Annotated in this window: 18 protein-coding genes; 6 read left to right on the top strand and 12 right to left on the bottom strand. The window is 70.9% G+C overall.

The window, feature by feature from the left end:
* Both R3A49_00805 and R3A49_00810 read right to left on the bottom strand, forming a co-directional pair.
* A complete protein-coding gene (locus tag R3A49_00805) occupies positions 1 to 1,500 on the bottom strand; it encodes an FAD-binding oxidoreductase (protein ID MEZ5169268.1) in 1,500 nt (499 codons plus the stop codon).
* A 1-nt stretch (position 1,501) separates the two neighbouring features.
* Complete coding sequence (locus R3A49_00810) at positions 1,502 to 3,262, bottom strand: glycerol-3-phosphate dehydrogenase/oxidase (GenBank protein ID MEZ5169269.1); 1,761 nt, start codon at positions 3,260 to 3,262, stop codon at positions 1,502 to 1,504.
* A gap of 183 nt (positions 3,263 to 3,445) precedes the next feature.
* Between R3A49_00810 and R3A49_00815 the strand changes: the two genes are divergently transcribed.
* From R3A49_00815 to R3A49_00840, 6 genes are all read left to right on the top strand, one after another.
* Entirely contained in the window at positions 3,446 to 3,688 is a 243-nt protein-coding gene (locus R3A49_00815) for a WhiB family transcriptional regulator (protein ID MEZ5169270.1), read from the top strand.
* Between the two features lie 63 nt (positions 3,689 to 3,751).
* The gene (locus R3A49_00820) at positions 3,752 to 4,918 is read left to right on the top strand and encodes an acyl-CoA dehydrogenase family protein (GenBank protein MEZ5169271.1); all 1,167 of its coding nucleotides are present in this window, start codon (positions 3,752 to 3,754) and stop codon (positions 4,916 to 4,918) included.
* A gap of 3 nt (positions 4,919 to 4,921) precedes the next feature.
* A complete protein-coding gene (gene trpD / locus R3A49_00825; protein ID MEZ5169272.1) occupies positions 4,922 to 5,983 on the top strand; it encodes an anthranilate phosphoribosyltransferase in 1,062 nt (353 codons plus the stop codon).
* A 16-nt stretch (positions 5,984 to 5,999) separates the two neighbouring features.
* Entirely contained in the window at positions 6,000 to 6,590 is a 591-nt protein-coding gene (locus tag R3A49_00830) for a hypothetical protein (GenBank protein ID MEZ5169273.1), read from the top strand.
* Positions 6,591 to 6,650: 60 nt separating this feature from the next.
* Complete coding sequence (locus R3A49_00835; GenBank protein ID MEZ5169274.1) at positions 6,651 to 6,902, top strand: hypothetical protein; 252 nt, start codon at positions 6,651 to 6,653, stop codon at positions 6,900 to 6,902.
* Positions 6,899 to 8,338 carry an NYN domain-containing protein gene (locus tag R3A49_00840; protein ID MEZ5169275.1) on the top strand — a complete coding sequence of 480 codons (1,440 nt, stop codon included), beginning with the start codon at positions 6,899 to 6,901 and terminating at the stop codon, positions 8,336 to 8,338. The genes R3A49_00835 and R3A49_00840 overlap by 4 nt, the downstream gene beginning before the upstream one ends.
* 9 nt (positions 8,339 to 8,347) lie before the next feature.
* On the opposite strand, the gene R3A49_00845 is transcribed toward R3A49_00840, so the two are convergent.
* From R3A49_00845 to R3A49_00890, 10 genes are read right to left on the bottom strand one after another with little or no spacing between them, the layout of a single operon-like run.
* Positions 8,348 to 8,983, bottom strand: a complete 636-nt coding sequence (locus R3A49_00845; protein ID MEZ5169276.1) for an HPP family protein — start codon at positions 8,981 to 8,983, stop codon at positions 8,348 to 8,350.
* A 10-nt stretch (positions 8,984 to 8,993) separates the two neighbouring features.
* Entirely contained in the window at positions 8,994 to 9,203 is a 210-nt protein-coding gene (locus R3A49_00850) for a DUF6755 family protein (GenBank protein MEZ5169277.1), read from the bottom strand.
* Positions 9,200 to 9,694: a ubiquinol-cytochrome c reductase iron-sulfur subunit gene (locus tag R3A49_00855; protein MEZ5169278.1), complete on the bottom strand. Its 495-nt coding sequence runs from the start codon at positions 9,692 to 9,694 to the stop codon at positions 9,200 to 9,202. Before R3A49_00855 ends, R3A49_00850 begins: the two co-directional genes overlap by 4 nt.
* Positions 9,691 to 10,329 (bottom strand): 4Fe-4S dicluster domain-containing protein, encoded by a 639-nt coding sequence (locus R3A49_00860; GenBank protein ID MEZ5169279.1) that lies wholly within the window; start codon positions 10,327 to 10,329, stop codon positions 9,691 to 9,693. The genes R3A49_00855 and R3A49_00860 overlap by 4 nt, the downstream gene beginning before the upstream one ends.
* Entirely contained in the window at positions 10,326 to 12,554 is a 2,229-nt protein-coding gene (locus R3A49_00865; protein ID MEZ5169280.1) for a molybdopterin oxidoreductase family protein, read from the bottom strand. Before R3A49_00865 ends, R3A49_00860 begins: the two co-directional genes overlap by 4 nt.
* Positions 12,554 to 13,633 (bottom strand): MFS transporter, encoded by a 1,080-nt coding sequence (locus R3A49_00870; protein ID MEZ5169281.1) that lies wholly within the window; start codon positions 13,631 to 13,633, stop codon positions 12,554 to 12,556. Before R3A49_00870 ends, R3A49_00865 begins: the two co-directional genes overlap by 1 nt.
* 55 nt (positions 13,634 to 13,688) lie before the next feature.
* On the bottom strand, positions 13,689 to 14,861 hold the full coding sequence (gene nirK / locus R3A49_00875) for a copper-containing nitrite reductase (protein ID MEZ5169282.1): 1,173 nt from the start codon (positions 14,859 to 14,861) through the stop codon (positions 13,689 to 13,691).
* A gap of 44 nt (positions 14,862 to 14,905) precedes the next feature.
* A complete protein-coding gene (locus tag R3A49_00880) occupies positions 14,906 to 16,102 on the bottom strand; it encodes a hypothetical protein (protein MEZ5169283.1) in 1,197 nt (398 codons plus the stop codon).
* A complete protein-coding gene (locus tag R3A49_00885; GenBank protein MEZ5169284.1) occupies positions 16,099 to 17,457 on the bottom strand; it encodes a hypothetical protein in 1,359 nt (452 codons plus the stop codon). Before R3A49_00885 ends, R3A49_00880 begins: the two co-directional genes overlap by 4 nt.
* A complete protein-coding gene (locus R3A49_00890) occupies positions 17,454 to 17,819 on the bottom strand; it encodes a hypothetical protein (protein MEZ5169285.1) in 366 nt (121 codons plus the stop codon). Before R3A49_00890 ends, R3A49_00885 begins: the two co-directional genes overlap by 4 nt.
* Positions 17,820 to 17,870 lie beyond the last annotated feature (51 nt).

Raw genomic sequence — 17,870 nt, forward strand, 5'->3', positions numbered from 1 at the left:
TCATTCCCATGTCCATCCGTCGGGGAGGAACGGCGACGGTAGCCCGAGCGCACCCGGGTTCAGGATTCCCCGCGGGTCGAGGGCGTTCTTGATCCCGGCGAGCGTGTCGAAGGCCACGGGGCCGAGGGCGTCACGCACGAACGGCGCGCGGTTGATCCCCACGCCGTGGTGGTGGCTGATCGCCGCGCCTGCAACCCGTGCGGCCTCCACCGCGCCGTTGAACGCCGCGGCGTAGTAGGCGTCCTTGGCCGCCGGGTCATCGCCCACCATCCCGGCGAGCGTGAAGTAGAGGCATCCGCCGTCGATGTAGGAGTGCGAGCAGTGTGCGGACACGGCGACGGTGCCCTCCACCGCCCGGACGGCCTCGGTGACCTGCGCGTAAACAGCGGGGAGATCGGACCATGTTCCGGCGACCTCCACCGTGTCGACGACCACGTCGGCCTCGATGGCGCGACCGAGCGCGGACACGTCGTTGCGGTGGCCCATCCACTGCTCCACGAGGCCCACGTCGGCGGGCTGCGAGCCTTCGATCTCCCGCGTCTCCTCGGCGGCCACAGCCATGGTGGCCAGCACGAGAGCGGGATCACCTTCGTCGAGCGCGAGCAGCACGCAGCCGTCGACGTCGTAGGTCTGGCGCGTCTCGTGCTCGTCGTAGAGCCGAAGAACCGCCGGGGTGGCGCCGCGGCGCAGGATCCGGCGGCAGGTCTCGAGCCCGGCCTCGAAGGTCGGGAGCGTCCACGCCTCGCGCTCCTCGGACGCGGGAGCGGCGTGCACCCGCAGCGTGGCCTCGGTGATGACACCGAGTGCCCCCTCGCTACCGACGAACACCTGGTCGAGGTCGGGCCCGACCGCCGAGCGGGGAGCACCGCCGGTGCGCAACGTCTCGCCCGAGGCCAGGACGACCTCGAGACCGGCGACCATGTCCTCGATCTTTCCGTAGCGCGTCGAGAACTGGCCGGCGCCCCGGCACGCCAGCCAGCCTCCGACGGTGGAGATGTCGATGGACTGCGGCCAGTGGCCGAGTGTGTAGCCACGACTGCGGAGCCGGGACTCGAGGACGTCGCCGAACACGCCGGGCCCGACGGTCACCCGCAGCGAGGTCTCGTCGATCTCGGGCCCGGCGTCGAGGCGGGTCAGGTCGACGACGATGCCGCCGCACACCGGAACGGCACCGCCACCCACACCCGAGCGCCCCGCCGCGGGCGTGACGGGGATCCCGTGGGTCGATGCAACCCGCAGGACGCCGGCCACCTGGTCGGTGTCGGCGGGTGTGACCACGACCGCCGGGCGCCGGGCGACGCGCCCCTGGGTGGCCCACACGGCACTGAGCGGCCACCAGTCGCGGGCTGCGTCCACCAGCGCAGCATCGTCGGACGTGAGCGCGTCGCCGACCACGTCGGCGAGCGCGGCCCGGGCATCCGCGGGGACCTCGACGACGGGGGCGTCGAGGCGTTCCGTCGGGAGGCCGGGTGCCAGATCGAGGGGCCGGCGCCGGGGCATGTCAGGAGCGCCCGTCGGAGTCGGCGTAGCCGACGTGGGCAGGGTGCGCCGGGCGTGTGGCCGCTCCGGGGGCACGGCCCGCCAGGGCATGGGGGGCCCGCTCGTCGCCGGCCGCGAGCGCGGCGAACGCCTCCACCTGGCGGCGTGTCTCGATGTCGTCCCACCCGAGCTCGGGGGCGATGAGCGCGGCCACGGCGGGTGCGGCGTCCGCCGTGGCGTCGGCGTCGAGGAGGAGCGCGCGGGTCCGTCGGGCGAGGACGTCCCCGAGCGTGAGGGCGTACTCGGCACGCACCGCGTGGACGGCCTCGGCGGCCAGGTACGGCAGATCGGGAACGAGGGGGTCGGCAAGAGCCGAGTTGTCGACGACGAGCGCCGCCACGGCTGAGGCGTCGGTGCCGTACGTGTCGACGAGATGGGTGGCGGCGTCGTCGCCCACGAGCCCCGCGATGTCGGGCGCGGTGCCGTCGGCGACGCCGTCACGAGTCGGTGCCCCCCGAAGTGGGAGGTCGACGGTCGGGGACCGTTGGTGGCGGAAGTGACGCCCGCCGTTCCGACGACGGGCGGCCAGCACACCGAGGGCCGCATCGACCGCGTCGGCCGCCATCCGCCGGTACGTCGTGAGCTTGCCGCCGATGACGGTCACCACACCCGACTCGCCCACGATCACGGCGTGCCTGCGCGAGAGCTGGTCGGTCGTGTCGCCCTTGCCGGTCCGCACGAGTGGGCGGAGGCCTGCCCAGGTTCCCGTGACGTCGGCGGCCGTCAGGGGCTCGGTCACCACGGCGTTCACGGCGTCGAGGAGGTACCGCACGTCCTCGGTGGTGCAGGTGGGTGTGTCGAGTGACTCGTCGTAGTCCGTGTCGGTCGTGCCGATGTAGGTGTGGCCACCCCAGGGGATGACGAAGATGATGCGGTCGTCGCCCGCCACGCCGAGCACGGCCGCGGTCTCGAGCGGCAGCCTCTCGGCCGGCACGGTGAGGTGGACCCCCTTGGCGGGGCGGATCGACTCGGGGTGGGTGCCTTCGTCGAGTTTCCGCACCTCGTCGGCCCACACCCCGGTGGCATTGACGACGACCTCCGCACGGACCCTGCACGTGCCGAGGTCTCCGAGGACGTCGGTGACGTCGGCGCCGGTGGTCCGGTCGCCCTCCCGGACGAATCCGGTGACCTCGGCGTAGGTGAGCAACGTGACGCCGTAGTCCTCCACGGCGGTACGCGCCACGGTGAGTGTGAGGCGGGCGTCGTCGACATGTGCGTCGTAGTAGCAGTAGGCCGAGGTGACGCGCTCGACGTCGAGTGACGGCATGATCTGCACCGCTTCGTCGAGCGGCACTTTCCGCGTGCGGTGCAACGCGCGTCCGCCCATCAGGTCGTAGAGGCCGAGACCGATCCGTGCCGCCCATCCGAGCAGCCGGGCACGCGTGCGGTGCCGACGGTGGGCCGCCACGGTGGGGACCAGGAACGGCAACGGGTGCACGAGGTGCGGGGCGTTGTGCAGGAGCCGTCGACGCTCCGTGAGCGCCTCGTGCACGAGGCCGAACTGCGCCTGGCGCAGGTAGCGGACACCGCCGTGCACGAGCTTCGAGGACTTCGACGATGTGCCCGACGCCAAGTCGTGGCGTTCCACGAGAGCGACCGACAGGCCACGGGCCGCGGCGTCGAGGGCGACACCGGCACCCGTGATACCGCCGCCCACGACGAGCACGTCGAAGGCGGACGAGGTGAGCGTGTTCCAGCGGTCGCGCCGTTGGTCGGGGGGCATGGGCACCCGCCGATCCTACGGCCTCCCTCCGGCTCCGAACGGAGCAAAAGGGCCGAAAGCCGCTGGGTCGTGCCATGTTCCCCGGCGTTCCCCGGCGTTCGCCTCAACTCCACGGGTCACGCGACCGACAGAGGACTCCCCGACGCGCACTTCGTCCCGCCCGGGAGGAGACCCGTGCACACGATGGAGAGAACCACGACGTTCCCGTGGCAACAGCTCGCCCGGTGCAAGGGCGTCGACCCGGAGATCTTCCATCCGCCCGCCGAGGAGGAGGGCGAGGACGCCAAGGCGATCTGCACGCTCTGCCCGGTCCGGGAGGCCTGCCTCGAGCACGCTCTCGCCGCTCGGGAGAAGTTCGGAGTGTGGGGCGGCTACACGGAGCGCGAGCGTCGCCGGGAGATCCGCCGCCGGCGCCGGAGCGCCTGAGCCGCCTCCACCCACCACTACCAGAGCAACGGACTCCGGGGCGGGCACCGCTAGGCTCCCGGCGTGGATTTCGAGCTCAGCCCCGAGCTCGCGCAGCTCCAGGCCTCTGTTCGGCGCCTCGCCCGCGACAAGGTCGCCCCCCGGGCACGCGAGATCGACGACACGGAGCAGTACCCCGACGACCTCTTCACGGCGTTCGTCGACGCGGGGCTCACGGGGCTGTGTGTCCCGGAGGAGTACGGCGGATCCGGCGCCGGCATCCTGGGGCTGAGCATCGCCATCGAGGAGGTCGCCAAGTACTCCAACGCCGCGGCCCTCATGCTCCTGCTCACCCGCCTGCCGACGGGCCCCGTCCTCATCGCCGGCACCGACGCCCAGAAGCAGCGCTACGTTCGCCCGTCGGCAACAGGCGACGCCCGTGCGGCCTTCGGCCTCTCGGAGCCGCAGGCCGGCTCCGACGTGATGGGGATGCGGACGCGGGCCACCCGCGACGGCGACGACTGGATCCTCTCCGGCACGAAGTGCTGGATGTCGGGCGTCGATCAGGCCGACTGGTACACGGTGTTCGCCAAGACCGGCGACGTCGAATCACGCGCCCACGACGCTGTCTCCGTGTTCGTCGTGGAGCGATCGTGGCCCGGAGTGTCGGTCGGGGTGCTCGACCGAAAGATGGGCGTGAAGGGTGTCGACACCGGAGAGCTCCTCCTCGACGATGTGCGCGTCCCGGGCGAGAACCTGCTCGGAGAGGTCGGGGGCTTCAAGACGGCCATGCTGGGACTGAACGCCATGCGACCGGTCGTCGCGGCGCGGGGGATCGGGCTCGCCGAAGGCGCCCTCATGTACGCCACCGGCTACATCAAGGAGCGGCCGGCGTTCGGGAAGACGATCGCCGACTTCCAGGGGATCCAGTGGAAGCTCGCCGAGATGGCCACCGAGATCGAGGCGGCCCGCCTGCTCACCTACCGGGCGGCATGGCTCGCCGACCAGGGGCGCTATACCAAGGAGTGGGTGCCCTTCCTCTCGATGGCGAAGTACTACGCCACCGAGCTGGCGGTGAGGGCGTCGGGTGAGTGCCTTCAGCTCCTCGGGGCGGCGGGTTACATGAAGGACCACCCCATGGAGCTCTACTACCGCGATGCGCGCCAGCTGACGATCGTCGAGGGCACCTCCCAGGTGCAGCTCGGCCTGATCGCACGGGGCGTGCTCGATCACGACCTCTGGTGGGACTGAGCGGTGGGGACCGGCAGTGAGATGGACACACCGAACCCCTGGCCGGCGGTCCTGGGCGACCTCATGGCCGGTCGCGACCTGACACCCGACGCCGTCGACACGGTGATGACCGAGATCCTCGAAGGCCGCGCCGACGACGCACAGGTGGCCGCCTTCGCCGTGGCGCTGCGCGCCAAGGGGGAGACTCCCGACGAGCTGGCAGCCCTCGTTCGCACGATGCTCCGATTCGCCGAGCCCATGGAGGTCGACGGTGACCCCGTCGACACATGTGGGACAGGTGGTGACCGGGCGGGCACGGTGAACGTGTCCACCATGGCTGCTCTCATCGCCAGCGGTGCAGGCGCTCGCGTCGTGAAGCACGGCAACCGGGCCGCGTCGTCGCAGTGCGGATCGGCCGATGTGCTCGAGGAGCTGGGGGTGGCCATCGACCTGGGCCCCGAGGGCGTGGCGGCGTGCGTCGCGGAGGCGGGGCTCGGCTTCTGCTTCGCGCAGCGGTTCCACCCCGCGATGCGCTTCGCCGCTCCCGCCCGGCAGGCCATCAGGGTCCCGACGACCTTCAACTACCTCGGCCCGCTGGCCAATCCGGCCCGCGTCCGGCGTCAGGCGCTGGGCGTCTCCGACCCTGCGATGGCCGAGCGCATGCTGGGCACCCTTCACAGCCTCGGTGCCCGCCACGCCCTCGTCTTCTGGGGCCACGACGGCCTCGACGAGCTCACCACGACGACCACGTCGACCGTGCTGGAGCTCCGCGACGGTGATGTCCGCCGCTACGACCTCGATCCCACGGACCTCGGGATCGTCGCTGCCGATCCCGGGTCGCTGGCCGGTGGAGACGCCGCCGCGAACGCCGGGGCCGTTTGCCGTGTCGTCGACGGTGAGCGCGGGCCCCTGCGCGACATCGCGGCGCTCAACGCAGCCGCTGCGCTCGTCGCAGCCGGTGTGGCAGACGATCTGGCTGCCGGCGTCGATCAGGCGGTCGCCGCCCTCGACGACGGAAGCGCCCGACGCGTGCTCGACGACTTCATCCGGGTGAGCGTGCAGCAGCGCTCCGGGCAGAGCTCGTGAAGGGGAGCTGTCGCTGATGTCCCGAGCTCTTCAGTGCCCCGTGTGCGGGCACAGGCACGCGGTCGACGATCTTCCCGACGCGCCGACGTTCGAGTGCGACGAGTGCGGGCGCATCCTCAAGGTGCCGACGAAGAAGCGGAGTGCATCGTCGTCATCGTCGTCGTCGGGCGCACGGCCCCGCGCCGGCTCCACCGGCGCCGGGGCGACGATTCTCCCGCGGCGCGCCGGCACAGGCCCCGCAGACCAGCCCGACCGACCCGACCAACGCGACGAGCAGGACCGTGCCGCCGGCGGGGACTCCGACGGCCCCGTCCGGTCACCCGTGTGGCTCCGGGTCCTCGCCTGGATGTTCGCACTCCCCGTCGCGGCGGTCCTCGTGTTCGGCGTGGCCAACGCCACCGGCCTTCTCACGGGCTCGCAGCTCACCGACATGTTCCTGGAGGCCCGCCTCGCCGCCTACGGGCGCCTGGCGGCAGTCCTTCCCGTGTGGGCGCTGCTCGCCGCGCTGATCGTGCAGGGCGTCGACGTCCTGTGGAAGTCCACGGTCCGGCGCCGCCGGGCGTTCGGCGCCGACCCGGTCGACGAGCCCGAGACGGTCGACGCCTGACCCTTCGGACCGTCCCACGGCGGGCCGGGTGCCCCACCCCGTCGGTACACTCGCCGCGCCATGACCACCCGCTACCGCTGCGACGCCTGCGGCAACCTCACCCGCTTCGACGTGGTGTCGACCCGCCGTACCCGTGCCTTCCACCACTTCAGCGTGGGTGGCGAGCTCACGGTGGAGGACGAGGACGTCCTCGACCACGTCGTCGAGTCGGTGACGTGCCGCTGGTGCGGGGCATCGGGCTCATCGATCGAGGAGATCGGCGCCGGTGTCCCCGGTGCAGAGGCGCCGGTCGACGCGCCGGACGCGCCGTGAGGGCCGTCACGGGGCCGTGGCTCGGGATGATCCCCGACTCACTGCTGACCCCGCTGCTCGACGAGGCCGGCGAGACGCTCGGTCATCTCGACGACGAGGAGGTCCCCACATCGTTGCGGCCCCTGGTCGGCTTCGATCGACGGGGGCTGAGTCGCCGGGCGGCACGCAAGCAGCTCCGCACGGCGTTCGAGCTCGACATCGGTTTTCGCGACGCCGTGTGCAAACACTTTCTCGAGCGCCCGGGTGTTCAGGACATCATCGACGTCTGGGATCCCGTCGGGAGTAACGGCGTCCTGGATGCGCTCGCCGACCGCGGTGACCTGCCGCTCATGGCGTCCGCTCTCATCGCGGCACAGCCCGAGGAATGGATGCTCTCCCTCGGCATGGTCATCGGTGCGGCCGAGCAGCGACGGTTCGACGCCGAGACGGTGGCCGACGAGGAGGCTCACCAGAACCGCATCGACGACCTCGAGGACGAGACCCGGCGCGCCGAGAGACGTGCCGAGGACGCCGAGGAGGCGCGTGAGCTGCTGGCCGACGAGCTCCGCTCGGCGCGGGGGGAGCGACGCGAGCGGGAGCAGGACCTCGAGCGAGCGGCACGCGAGGCCGACAAGGAGGCCGCCGACGCTCTCGACAGGGTTTCGGAGCTCGAGCTCGAGATCGAGGAGCTCGAAACCCGTCTCGGAAAGGAGCAGGAGCGGAACCAGGACCTCGTGAAGCAGGTCTCCGAGCTCCGGTCGGATCTCACGGAGGCCCGGACCCAGCTCGCCGAGGCGACCCGCGACCTCGACGAGGCGTCGGACAACGCAGGTGCCCTGGCGCCCGGCGATCTCCGAGTCCTCGGTGACGCCGCCGACGCGGCACAGCGCGTCGCGGACAGCCTCACGACGTTGGCGGCGTCGGCGCGCTCGGATGGCACACTTCGGCTCGATCCACGCCCGGCACCCGTCTCTCCGCCCACCGGGTCGACGCGTCCCACAGCCCCGACGCGTCGCGCCGAGGTGCCCGTGCCGCCCGGCATGGTGGCCGACTCGCGCGATGCCGTGCGGTCCATGCTGCGAACTCCCGGTGTCGTACTCGTCGTCGACGGCTACAACGTGACGAAGCGCGTATGGGGCGAGGAGGCGGCCTCCGAGCAGCGGGAGCGCCTCATCGGCCTCCTCGCCGAGCTCCATGCACGCTCGCGTGTGCACTGCACCGTCGTGTTCGACGGATCGGATGTCTTCGGGCCGGTCGGGTCGCGTCCCGGTGTCCGTGTCCGCTTCTCGGCGGCCGGCCAGGAAGCCGACGACCTCGTGATCGAGGAGGTGGAGGTACTCCCGAAGAGCGTGCCGGCACTCGTGGTGTCGTCCGACGGGTGGGTTCGTGAGCACGCCCGCAAGGAGGGTGCCCGCGTGGTGGCGTCCGAGAACTTTCTCGACGCGCTGCGCGCCTGAGCGGGGGCCTCAGCTCCGCGGCGCCCACACGGGGTAGTCGATTCCGGCCAGTCGGTTGATCACGAATCCCTGGATCGTGAGCAGCACGACGGCAAGCATCAGGACGACCAGTTGCCAGGGCTCGTGGAGGATGCCCAGCGACACGATGAGCGTCGTGGCTCCCGCGGGAGGGTGTGGGACACGCAGCCACACCATGAAGCCGCTCGTGAGGCCCAACGACATGGCGGCCGCTCCGACGCGTGCCGCCGTGACGCCCGTGGCGAGGGCAGGCCCGTCGTTGGTGAGGCCGAAGACCACGAGCGCCAGGTACCCCGCGAGGCAGCCGATGAGGTGCCCGAAGAAGGTGTTGCGGGGAGAGGCTGCCGGCACCGAGGGTGTGTAGAAGAGCAGGAACGCCGTGGGCCCGAGGGAGGGGAAGATGAATGGCTCACCGGTGGCGAGGGCTGCGAGCGACATGAGGCCGATGGCGATGACCCCGTTGACGAGGGCGAACAGACCCATGACGGCCGTGTTGGAGTGCCGCTGCTTCAGCGCCGGGATCCTGAAGCGGCTCGACAGCCCGTACACGATGGCGGCGATGTCGCCTCCTATGGGTCCGGGGCGTCGCGGCGCGTCGTCGGACTCGTTCTTGTGGGGTGTCGTCATGTCCGTGTCCTCAGTGTCGGACGAAACGGTAGAAGAGCAGCGCCCCTGCGAAGAGCACGGCCGACGACGCAGCGGCCACCCACGCCAGGCCCGCATCGTCGTCGAGGAGTGCTTCGAGGCCGACCGACAACAGGAAGATCTGGAGGGCGACGAGGACGATCACGAAGAAGCCGACCGACCCGGCGACGCGGCGAGGTGTGCGTGGCGTCTCGGAGGTCATGCGGTCTCCACCTCAACGGCCCAGACCGTGCCGTCGCGGACCTCGACCGCGATGCGGGGGAGCGGGCGTTCGGGCGGGCCGGCCGTCGGAACACCGGTCGTGGCGTCGAAGAAGCCCTCGTGGCAGGGGCACACGAGCTCGTCGGCGTCAGGGGAGTAGTAGACGACGCACCCCAGGTGTGTGCACTTCTGGCTGTAGGCGCGCAGTTCGTCGTCGGGGAGCCGGAGCAGGATCGCGGGATCGTTCTCAGTCGGGTAGCGGAAGAGGTGCGCCTCCCCCACGACGACGGCATCGGCCTCCACGATGGGCATCGGCTCCCCACGGTCGGGCTCGCGGACCGACGCCCAGGCGGCCACGCCGACCGAGCCGGCGGCAAAGGCTCCCGATGCGAGCACCAGGTACCGCACGAACTCGCGCCGTGTCACGTCGTCCTCGCCACGCGAGGTGATGGGGAAGTCGGTTCGCCAGGTGTCGTGGCGCTCCCCGGTCACGTCGCTCCTCCCGGTTGCTCCCGGTGCCCGAGTCCGAACGGGTCGTCCTGCCAGGGCGCCTCGAACGGCCCGTCGGTGACCTGCAGGGGCCCGGGATCCCCGACGACGGCGTGCACCTTCGTGCGGACCGTTGCGTTCCCGAACAGGAACTCGTTGGTCAGCTCGCCGCGTCGCGTCGCAGCGAACTTCTCGGGGCTTCCGAACCAGAGTGCCTGCGAGGGACACACCGATGCACACATCGGAGCCAGTCCGACCGACGTGCGGTCGTAACACATGTCGCACTTCATCATGAGATCGAAGTCGGATTCGTACTTGGGGACACCGAACGGGCACGCGAGCACACAGTTGGAGCAACCGATGCACCGGGGCTTGAGTGCCGACTGCACGACGTCGTCCTCGTTCTTCTTGATGGCGTCGGCGGGGCAGACGTGCGCGCAGGTGGGTTCCTCGCAGTGCATGCACACCATCGGGACAGTCTGCACGGTCGTGGATCGGTCGACCTGGTCGAGGTGGATGAGGGAGAACCCGCGGTGTGTCCCGCACTCCTCGCAGGCCTGGACGCACGCCTCGCACCCGATGCATCGGCTCGGGTCGACCACGAACAGGTTGTCGCCGAGTGCGCTCGGCCCGATCACCGTGTCTCCCCGAACGTGACAGAGACATCGCGGATGTCGACGGGCTTCTCGGGCGCTGCCGCGACGCGTTCGATGTTGACGACCGACACCTTGTACTCGGGGATCTTGCTCACGGGATCGAGCACGCGTTGGGTGAGCTGGTTGGCGGCCTTGGTGCCGGGCCAGTGGTACGGGATGAACACCGTGTCGGGGCGGATCGTGGTGACCACCCGGGCGGGCAGGGTGATCTCGCCGCGGCGCGAGCGCACGCGCACGATGTCGCCGTCGCCGATCCCGTGCTGTTCGGCGAGGGTCGGGTGGATCTCGCACAGGGGCTCGGGATACTGGTCGACGAGAGGACCGATGCGGCGGGTCTGCGTGCCCGAGAGGTACTGGCTGATGACGCGCCCGGTCGTGAGCCACACCGGGTACTCGTCGTCGACGACCTCGGCGGGTGGTCGGTAGCTGACGGGTGTGATCTGCGCCCGGCCCGACTCGGTGGGGAACACTCCGCCCTCGAAGAACCGGGGCGTGCCGGGGTGGTCCTCGCTCGGGCACGGCCAGAAGATGCCGTGCTCGGCCTCGAGGCGCTCGTAGGTGATCCCGGCGTAGTCGGCGGTCCCGCCGGCCGAGGCACGGCGCAGCTCGTCGAAGATCGCGCGGGAGGAGTCGAACCCGAAGTACTTCCCGGCCCCGAGCCGGTCGGCCAGGTCACAGATGATCTCCCAGTCCTTGCGGGCGTTACCCGGCGGGGACACGGCCTGGTTGATCTTGATCACGCGGCCCTCGGCCGACGTGACGGTTCCCTCGTCCTCCTCGTGGAGTGATCCGGCCAGCACGACATCGGCGTGCTGTGCGCTCTCGGAGAGGAAGAAGTCGATGGCGCCGTAGAATTCGAGGTTGTCGAGGGCCTCGGCGATGAAGTTGGAGTCGGGCAGTGAGACGACGGGGTTGAAGCAGATCGACAGCAGACCCTTGATCTCGCCGGCGTGGATCCTGTCCATGATCTCCTGGGCGCTCACCCCGGGCCCGGGGAGGTCGTCGGGGTCGCAGCCCCAGACCTCCGACACGGCCTCGCGGTGCTCGGGGTTTCGCAGGTCCCTCGCACCCGGGAGCTGGTCGCACTTCTGGCCGTGCTCCCGACCGCCCTGGCCGTTGCCCTGGCCGGTGATCATGCAGACACCCGCTCCGGGCCGCCCGATCTTGCCGGTGGCGAGCGCCACGTTGATGCAGGAGAGCACGTTCTCGACACCCTTGGACTGGTGCTCGAGGCCCCGGGCGTGCAGCAGCATCCCCGTGTCGGTCGTACCCCAGATCTCGGCGGCCTCCTCGATGCGCGCCGCCGGGACGCCGGTGACGTCTGCGCCCCACGCGGGCGTGTAGTCGGCCACGGCCGCCGCGGCCTCCTCGAAACCCTCGGTGTGCGCATCGATGAAACCTTCGTCGACGTGGCCGCGTTCGAGGAGGATGTGCAGGATCGTCCCCATCAGAGCGGAGTCGGTGCCGGGGCGCAGCCCGAGAAACACGTCGGCGGTACGCGCCAGTGGTGTGACCCGGGGATCGGCGACGATCAGCTTCGCTCCGTTGTCGCGTGCACGCCAGATGTAGCTCGTGGTGATCGGCGCGCACTCGGCGACGTTGGCGCCGATGACGAACACCGAGTCGGCGAGCGGGATGTCGGACCACGGATTCGGCGCACGGTCGACACCAAACGTCTTCTTGTAGGCGGCTCCGGCCGAGACCATGCAGAGCCGGCCGTTGTAGTCGATGTTGGCGGTCTTCACGCCGAGTCGCGCGAACTTGCCCATGAGGTAGGCCTTCTCGGTGGTGAGCGAGGCACCGCCGTAGAGCGCGAAGGAGTCGGGCCCGTAGGTGTTCTGGATGCGGCGGATCTCCCCGGCGACGCGGTCGAGTGCCTGGTCCCACGTCGTCGTGTCGAAGCCGGTGTCGGTGCGCACGAGGGGCTCGGTGAGGCGGTCGGGGTGCGCACCCTGGAGGTAGCGCTTCACGCCCTTGGGGCAGAGCTTCCCCTCGTTGAACGGGAAGTCGTACCACGGCTCGAAGCCCACGACCTCGTCGTCGTGGACCTTCAGGATGATCCCGCACTGCTGCCCGCAGAAGCAGCAGTGCGTCTTCACCTGGCGGTCGATCTCGAGGTCGGCGCCCCATCCGCCCGGGGGCGCCTGGTTGAGGTGTGGCCCGTAGCGCTCGATCAGGGCCTCGTCGGTGAGCGGCGGGCGTGCCATCAGCCGAATCCACCCACCCGGGCCGTCTGTGCCTGGGTCACGAGCCGACGCCGGCACCGCGGGCATGTCTGCTGGTAGTTGCCCCCGTCGGCGAGGGAGTAGTCGAAGCCGAGGCGGGGGAGGATCGCCTCGAGGTCGCCGATCTGGAGTCGCGAAGCGAACGGCTCGCCGCAGGTACGGCACTCCTGGGCGTCGCCGCGGGCACCTTCGGCCTTGTAGTACTCGATGCCGAGGTTGGCCGGGCGCTGGAAGATGTGGAAGAGCTTGCCGAATGGGATGTAGAGGAGCCCGAGGATGACGGTGAGCGCGTGCAGCGTCGTGAGGAAGATGTAGAAGCGGCCCTCCATCCACAGGCTCGACACGGTGAGCATGAGCCCGGTGACCGACACGGCGAAGAGCCCGGCCAGTGCGAGGAAGTCGTTGGAGCGCTCCACGGCGATGGCTCCCGGGTCGCGGAGGCGACGCGCCAGGAAGATCGCCACGCCGGCGAGCACGAGGATCGCTGAGATGTCGAGGAGGTGGAAGATCGTCCAGCCCAGCACGCTGCGACTGTCGAACTCCATCGTGCCGAACCCGGCGACGTACGCCTGGTACTGCTGGGCGTCCTGGCCGACCGACTGGAAGTGCAGCCAGCCGAACGTGAGCGGGAAGGTGACGGCGACAGCGAGCACGCAGCCCCAGAAGATGAGCTGGTGGGCGAGCCAGCGTGACACGGACCGCTTCCAGATGAAGGTCTGGAGCAGGATGTTCCGGACGGCGAGCCCCGGCAGGTGTGCCACGTTGCGGCCCCGCCGACCGGGCCGGAGGAAGGCCTCCCAGCCGCGACGGTTGAGGCGGGCGGTCGGAGGCCGGCGCAGCCACACGGTGTAGCGGTAGGCGACGCCGAAGATGGCGAAGAGCGTTCCGGCGAGGTAGCCCGCCAAAGCGGCGTCGAACCAGCGAAGGCCCTCACTGCCGACGAACACGCCGACGACGGTGAGAGCCACCACCGACAGGCCGACGGCGACGCCGCGCCGGTCGAGGCCCGTGGGCTCGTCGGTCGGCCCGCGCGGGGGCGCCGGGATGGTCGCCTCGGTCATCGGGGCGACCATACCAACACGGCTGGAGGGTGCGGGCGGCGGTTGCGCGCCCGGTCTACGCCTCGGGCTCCGCGTCAGGAGCCGAGAAGATCCCGGGGTCCTCGGGTCCGGTCACGACCAGTTCCGCCAGGGCTCCCTTGTCGACCGCCCGTGTGAGCGCGTGGTCGACGAGGAGGAACGTTCCCGGAACGTCCACGGTGAACTCCACCCAGGACGCGCCCCCGGCAGGCAGAAGCGTCGTCTGCACGTTCGACACCGCCTGCGACGCAGCCTCCTGGTGCACCGAGTCGAAGATCTCACCGATCACGTGGAACGACGAGATGAGGTTGGGGCCACCGTTGCCGACGAAGATCCGCACACGGTCGCCCACCTCGGCCTGGAGGGCGTCGGGCCCCGTGAGCCCCTGGAACGAGCCGTTGAACACGACGAAGTTCGGGTCCTCGTTGACCATCTGGTCGAAGTTGAAGTCGAGCTGGCCCTCCGTGCCGCGTGGCTGGTCGGTGTAGACCTCGCCCTGCATCACGTAGAACTCCTTGTCGACGGGCTCGAGGCCTCCATCGGGCTCCACGACGATGAGGCCGTACATCCCGTTGGCGATGTGCGTCGGCACGCTCGGCGTGGCGCAGTGGTAGACGTACACGCCTGGGTTCAGGGCCTTGAACGTGAAGGTCTTGCTCTCACCCGCGCCGACCTGTGTTCCCACGGCTCCACCGCCGGGACCGTTCACGGCGTGCAGGTCGATCGAGTGCACGTTGCTGCTGCTCTCGTCGTTGGCCAGAGTGAGTGACACGGTGTCGCCCTCGCGGATGCGCACCAGCGGTCCGGGGACCTTGCCGTCGAACGTCCAGTAGGTGTAGGTCGACCCGTCGGCGAGCTGGCCCACGAGCTCCTGGGTGGTGAGGTCCACCTCCACGTTCTCGGGGCCCCGCTCACCGAGCGGTGCCGCCACCTCGTTCGCCGGACGGCGGATGTCGTTGGCGCCGCTCGAGATCGACTCCGCGGGTGCCGCGGTGCCCGGCGCGTTGCCGGTGGCGACCCCTGTGCCCTCCTCGGCGGAGTCACCGGAGCCCGACCCGGAGTCGTTGCCCGTGTAGGCGGCCGTGGCGAGGGCGGCCACGCCCAGCGCCAGCGCTGCGATGACCAGGGCGACGATACCGGCCTGACCACGCTGCCGGACATGTGCGGCAGCGGCTCCGCCTCGTGGTGTCCTGGTGCTGAGGAAGCTCATCGCATGATCCTTTCTCGTCCGGCCCGGCGACTCGCCCGAGTCTGTCACGAGGACGGTGCCGTGCCTGGAAACGTGCTCCCGCGGGGTCCTGTGACGAGAGTCACGGTCCGCGTCGCCGCGTCGAGACCCGTCGCCGCGAGCAGAACCCAGCCGACGGGGAGGAACCCTGCGGTGAGCGCAGCGGCCGCCGCGTTGACGGCACAGAGCGCGATCCAGGACCGCGTCGTGCGGAACCCGGCGGTCAGCGTCTCGTGCCCACCACCGCGCAGGACCGGCCCGAGATAGGCGAGGGAGCTCAAGAGGATCTGCGTGTAGCCCCCGACCACGAGGGCCATCAGGACGGGCCGCGTGAAGACCTCGCTTCCGTCGAAGGCGTGCACGGACGCCGTGATCACGGCCGACACCCACCAGGCGATCCCGGCCAACAGGCCCACGAGACGCGGGCCCGCCCAGCGGAACTGCTTCGCACGCAGACGCGGGAGCAGCGCGACGAGGAACACGAGGGCGAGCGCGTACACCACGAGAGCCGTGCCGGTGACGGCGGTGGCCTCACCGAGCAGGCCGACGATCGCGACGGTCAGGGACAGGGCCAGAATCCCCCCGAGGAGCCGCTGCCCGGTCGCTGTGGCGCGGGGCGACATCTTCGTGCGGGCCTCGGTGGCGGAAAAGAACGGCAGCGTCGCGGCGATCACGATCCCGACGAGCCCGAGCAGGTTGACGGCGACATGGCCGGCCCGGAAGCCGGTGCTGCGTGGCTCGAGCACGAGGAGCGCACCCATGGTGCATCCGACGACCCCGGCGACCAGGGCCAGGACGTAGTTGCCGACGGGCGCGTCGAAGCGGCGGTTGCGCCCGGCGGCCGTGACCGTCACGAGCATCACTCCCAGGAGAGCGAGCGCGGCGACGACGGCGGCGGCGGCGACCGTGGCTGCCCCGGGTGCCGACATCTCCCGGGTGATGGCCAACCCGGCGGCACCGGCGCTCAGGAGCAGGCGTTGTGCGACGACGAGGTGCCGCGCCGGTGCGGGGGCCGCCGACCAGGTGACGGCGAAGAGCAGCGACGCTCCCGAGATCGCCAGGAGCAGTGACCCGACCAGGAACAGGTGGAGAGGGAGCCAGACGCCCGTGTCGTGGGGTACGACGGCAACGACAACGGCCGAGGCCGCGAACACGACGGCCAGGAGGAACGTGGGTCGCACCTGTCGCTGGACATCGCGGACGCGCGTGTCCGGTCCGGTCACCGGGCGGCCCCGGAGCGGCTCAGGGGCGTGGAATGGGGACGGGCCGCATGCGTACCGCCGGTCGCGCGCCGGGCCCCCGTACCGAGGTTGACCACGGCGATCAAACCACCGGCCGCGACCGACAGGCCGCCGCCCACGATCGTGGTCGCGGACGAGGCCAGCAGGCCCACGATGACGGCGAAGAACCCTGCGGTGCACAGGACGTAGGTCGCGGCCTCGGCACGCCCGCTGCGGAGGTCCTCGAAGAGCAGCGGAGTTCCGTCGGGGCGTTGCGCCCTCCCGCGGGAGAAGAGGGCGGTCCACCGGATGTGCGGGACGATCTTGTGGGCGTGCCCGATCACGGCCAGGCCCAGCCAGGTCGCCAGCGCGGCGATCTCGGCGGCGACGACCGTCGGACGGTCGGCGGCATCCAGCGGTGCGAGACCGCCCACCACGGCGAGGACGGCCCCCAGGACGAGGGCGGCGGTGCTGGAGATCACGTAGGCGTGGAGGAGCCCGAGACCCCTGGTCCGGTCGCCGATGACGCCGACGAGCGACACGCAGTGCGCCCCGAGCCCCACGCCGGTGAGCACCCCTCCGAGGGTGGCCACCACGGGCCACGCGAAGAGGAGCCCGAGGCTCAGGACGGGCGCCCCCATGGCGACACCGGCCACGGCGACGTCGTCGCTGCGCCGGTGCCGCCGCTCGGCGACGAGGAACGTCGGCCACAGCTTCTCGGCGATCACGACGTAGGTCAGCCCCATCCAGCCCAGCAGGCCGAGGTGGGCGTGGGCCATCACGCGGTTGGCGAGAAGGGGGAACCAGCCGTGCTCCCGGTCGAAGGCGTAGACGATGCCGAACGCGGCGGTGACGACGAGCAGGGCGACCGCGCAGCGGAGGCCGGCGATGGGCACACCGCCACCCCGCACCGCCAGGGGGCCCGAGAGGTTCCAGGCTGCCAGGAGGATTCCCAGGACCACGCCCGTTCCGCCGACGCGGATCGTCCACGACGGGCCGTGCGCGAAGCCGCCCGCGAGAACGGCGACCGAGGGTATGAGCACGAGGGCCGTCACCCGCGCGGCGGCGACGGAGCGGAGGCGCCGCCCGGCGACAGCGGGGCCGAACTGGTGCAGGGCGCCGAGCACGGCCACCGTGAGGAAGGCGAGCATGACCGTGTGGGTCGCCGACAGCACTCCCGGATGACCCGGCCACACGACGACCCGGTCGGCGGCCAGTGCCACAGCCACGCCGGCCGCGACGAGCCCGCCTCCCGCGGCGGCCAGGAAGGTGAGCGGTACGTCGGGCGGAGGGGTCGGCGGGCCCTCGCCGGGGCCACGTGCCGACAGCGAGACAGGGACGCCCCGAGCGACGCTCACGGGCCGATGGCGAGGATCCGGCGTCGTGCCCGGTGGTGGTCGAGGTTGCGACGGACCTCGTCGAGGTCCCGCCCGAGTGACACGTGGGCGAGCAGCTCCAGAAGCGCGTCGTCGGTGATGTCGTCACCGTCGATCTCACGCAGGGTCCCCGAGACCTGAGCCAGGCGGTGACCACCCTTGCCCGTGATCTCGTGCACCGTGGCGCTCACGCGCTCACCGTTCGGGACGTTCTCCAGGCCGTTGTCCCCGAAGCAGTAGATCGTGTCGTCGTCGGAGGCGTACCGGACCGGAACCGGCTCCCGGAGACCGGGGGCGTCGATCCAGACGGTGTGGTGACTTCCGACGGCTCGGGGGAGTCCCATGGCTGCTCCTGTGTCTCGTGGGGCTTCGGTGAGGATATTTCAGACGCCGAT

The sequence above is a fragment of the Acidimicrobiia bacterium genome (genome assembly GCA_041394025.1).
Lineage (GTDB): Bacteria > Actinomycetota > Acidimicrobiia > IMCC26256 > JAOSJL01 > JAOSJL01.

Excerpts from the sequence above, each read along its gene's own strand:
- R3A49_00805 (MEZ5169268.1), bottom strand. The coding sequence starts at position 1,500 with ATGCCCCGGCGCCGGCCCCTCGATCTGGCACCCGGCCTCCCGACGGAA.
- nirK (MEZ5169282.1), bottom strand. The coding sequence starts at position 14,861 with ATGAGCTTCCTCAGCACCAGGACACCACGAGGCGGAGCCGCTGCCGCA.
- R3A49_00810 (MEZ5169269.1), bottom strand. The coding sequence starts at position 3,262 with ATGCCCCCCGACCAACGGCGCGACCGCTGGAACACGCTCACCTCGTCC.
- R3A49_00865 (MEZ5169280.1), bottom strand. The coding sequence starts at position 12,554 with ATGGCACGCCCGCCGCTCACCGACGAGGCCCTGATCGAGCGCTACGGG.
- R3A49_00845 (MEZ5169276.1), bottom strand. The coding sequence starts at position 8,983 with ATGACGACACCCCACAAGAACGAGTCCGACGACGCGCCGCGACGCCCC.
- R3A49_00815 (MEZ5169270.1), top strand. The coding sequence starts at position 3,446 with ATGGAGAGAACCACGACGTTCCCGTGGCAACAGCTCGCCCGGTGCAAG.
- R3A49_00835 (MEZ5169274.1), top strand. The coding sequence starts at position 6,651 with ATGACCACCCGCTACCGCTGCGACGCCTGCGGCAACCTCACCCGCTTC.
- R3A49_00870 (MEZ5169281.1), bottom strand. The coding sequence starts at position 13,633 with ATGACCGAGGCGACCATCCCGGCGCCCCCGCGCGGGCCGACCGACGAG.
- R3A49_00890 (MEZ5169285.1), bottom strand. The coding sequence starts at position 17,819 with ATGGGACTCCCCCGAGCCGTCGGAAGTCACCACACCGTCTGGATCGAC.
- R3A49_00830 (MEZ5169273.1), top strand. The coding sequence starts at position 6,000 with ATGTCCCGAGCTCTTCAGTGCCCCGTGTGCGGGCACAGGCACGCGGTC.
- R3A49_00850 (MEZ5169277.1), bottom strand. The coding sequence starts at position 9,203 with ATGACCTCCGAGACGCCACGCACACCTCGCCGCGTCGCCGGGTCGGTC.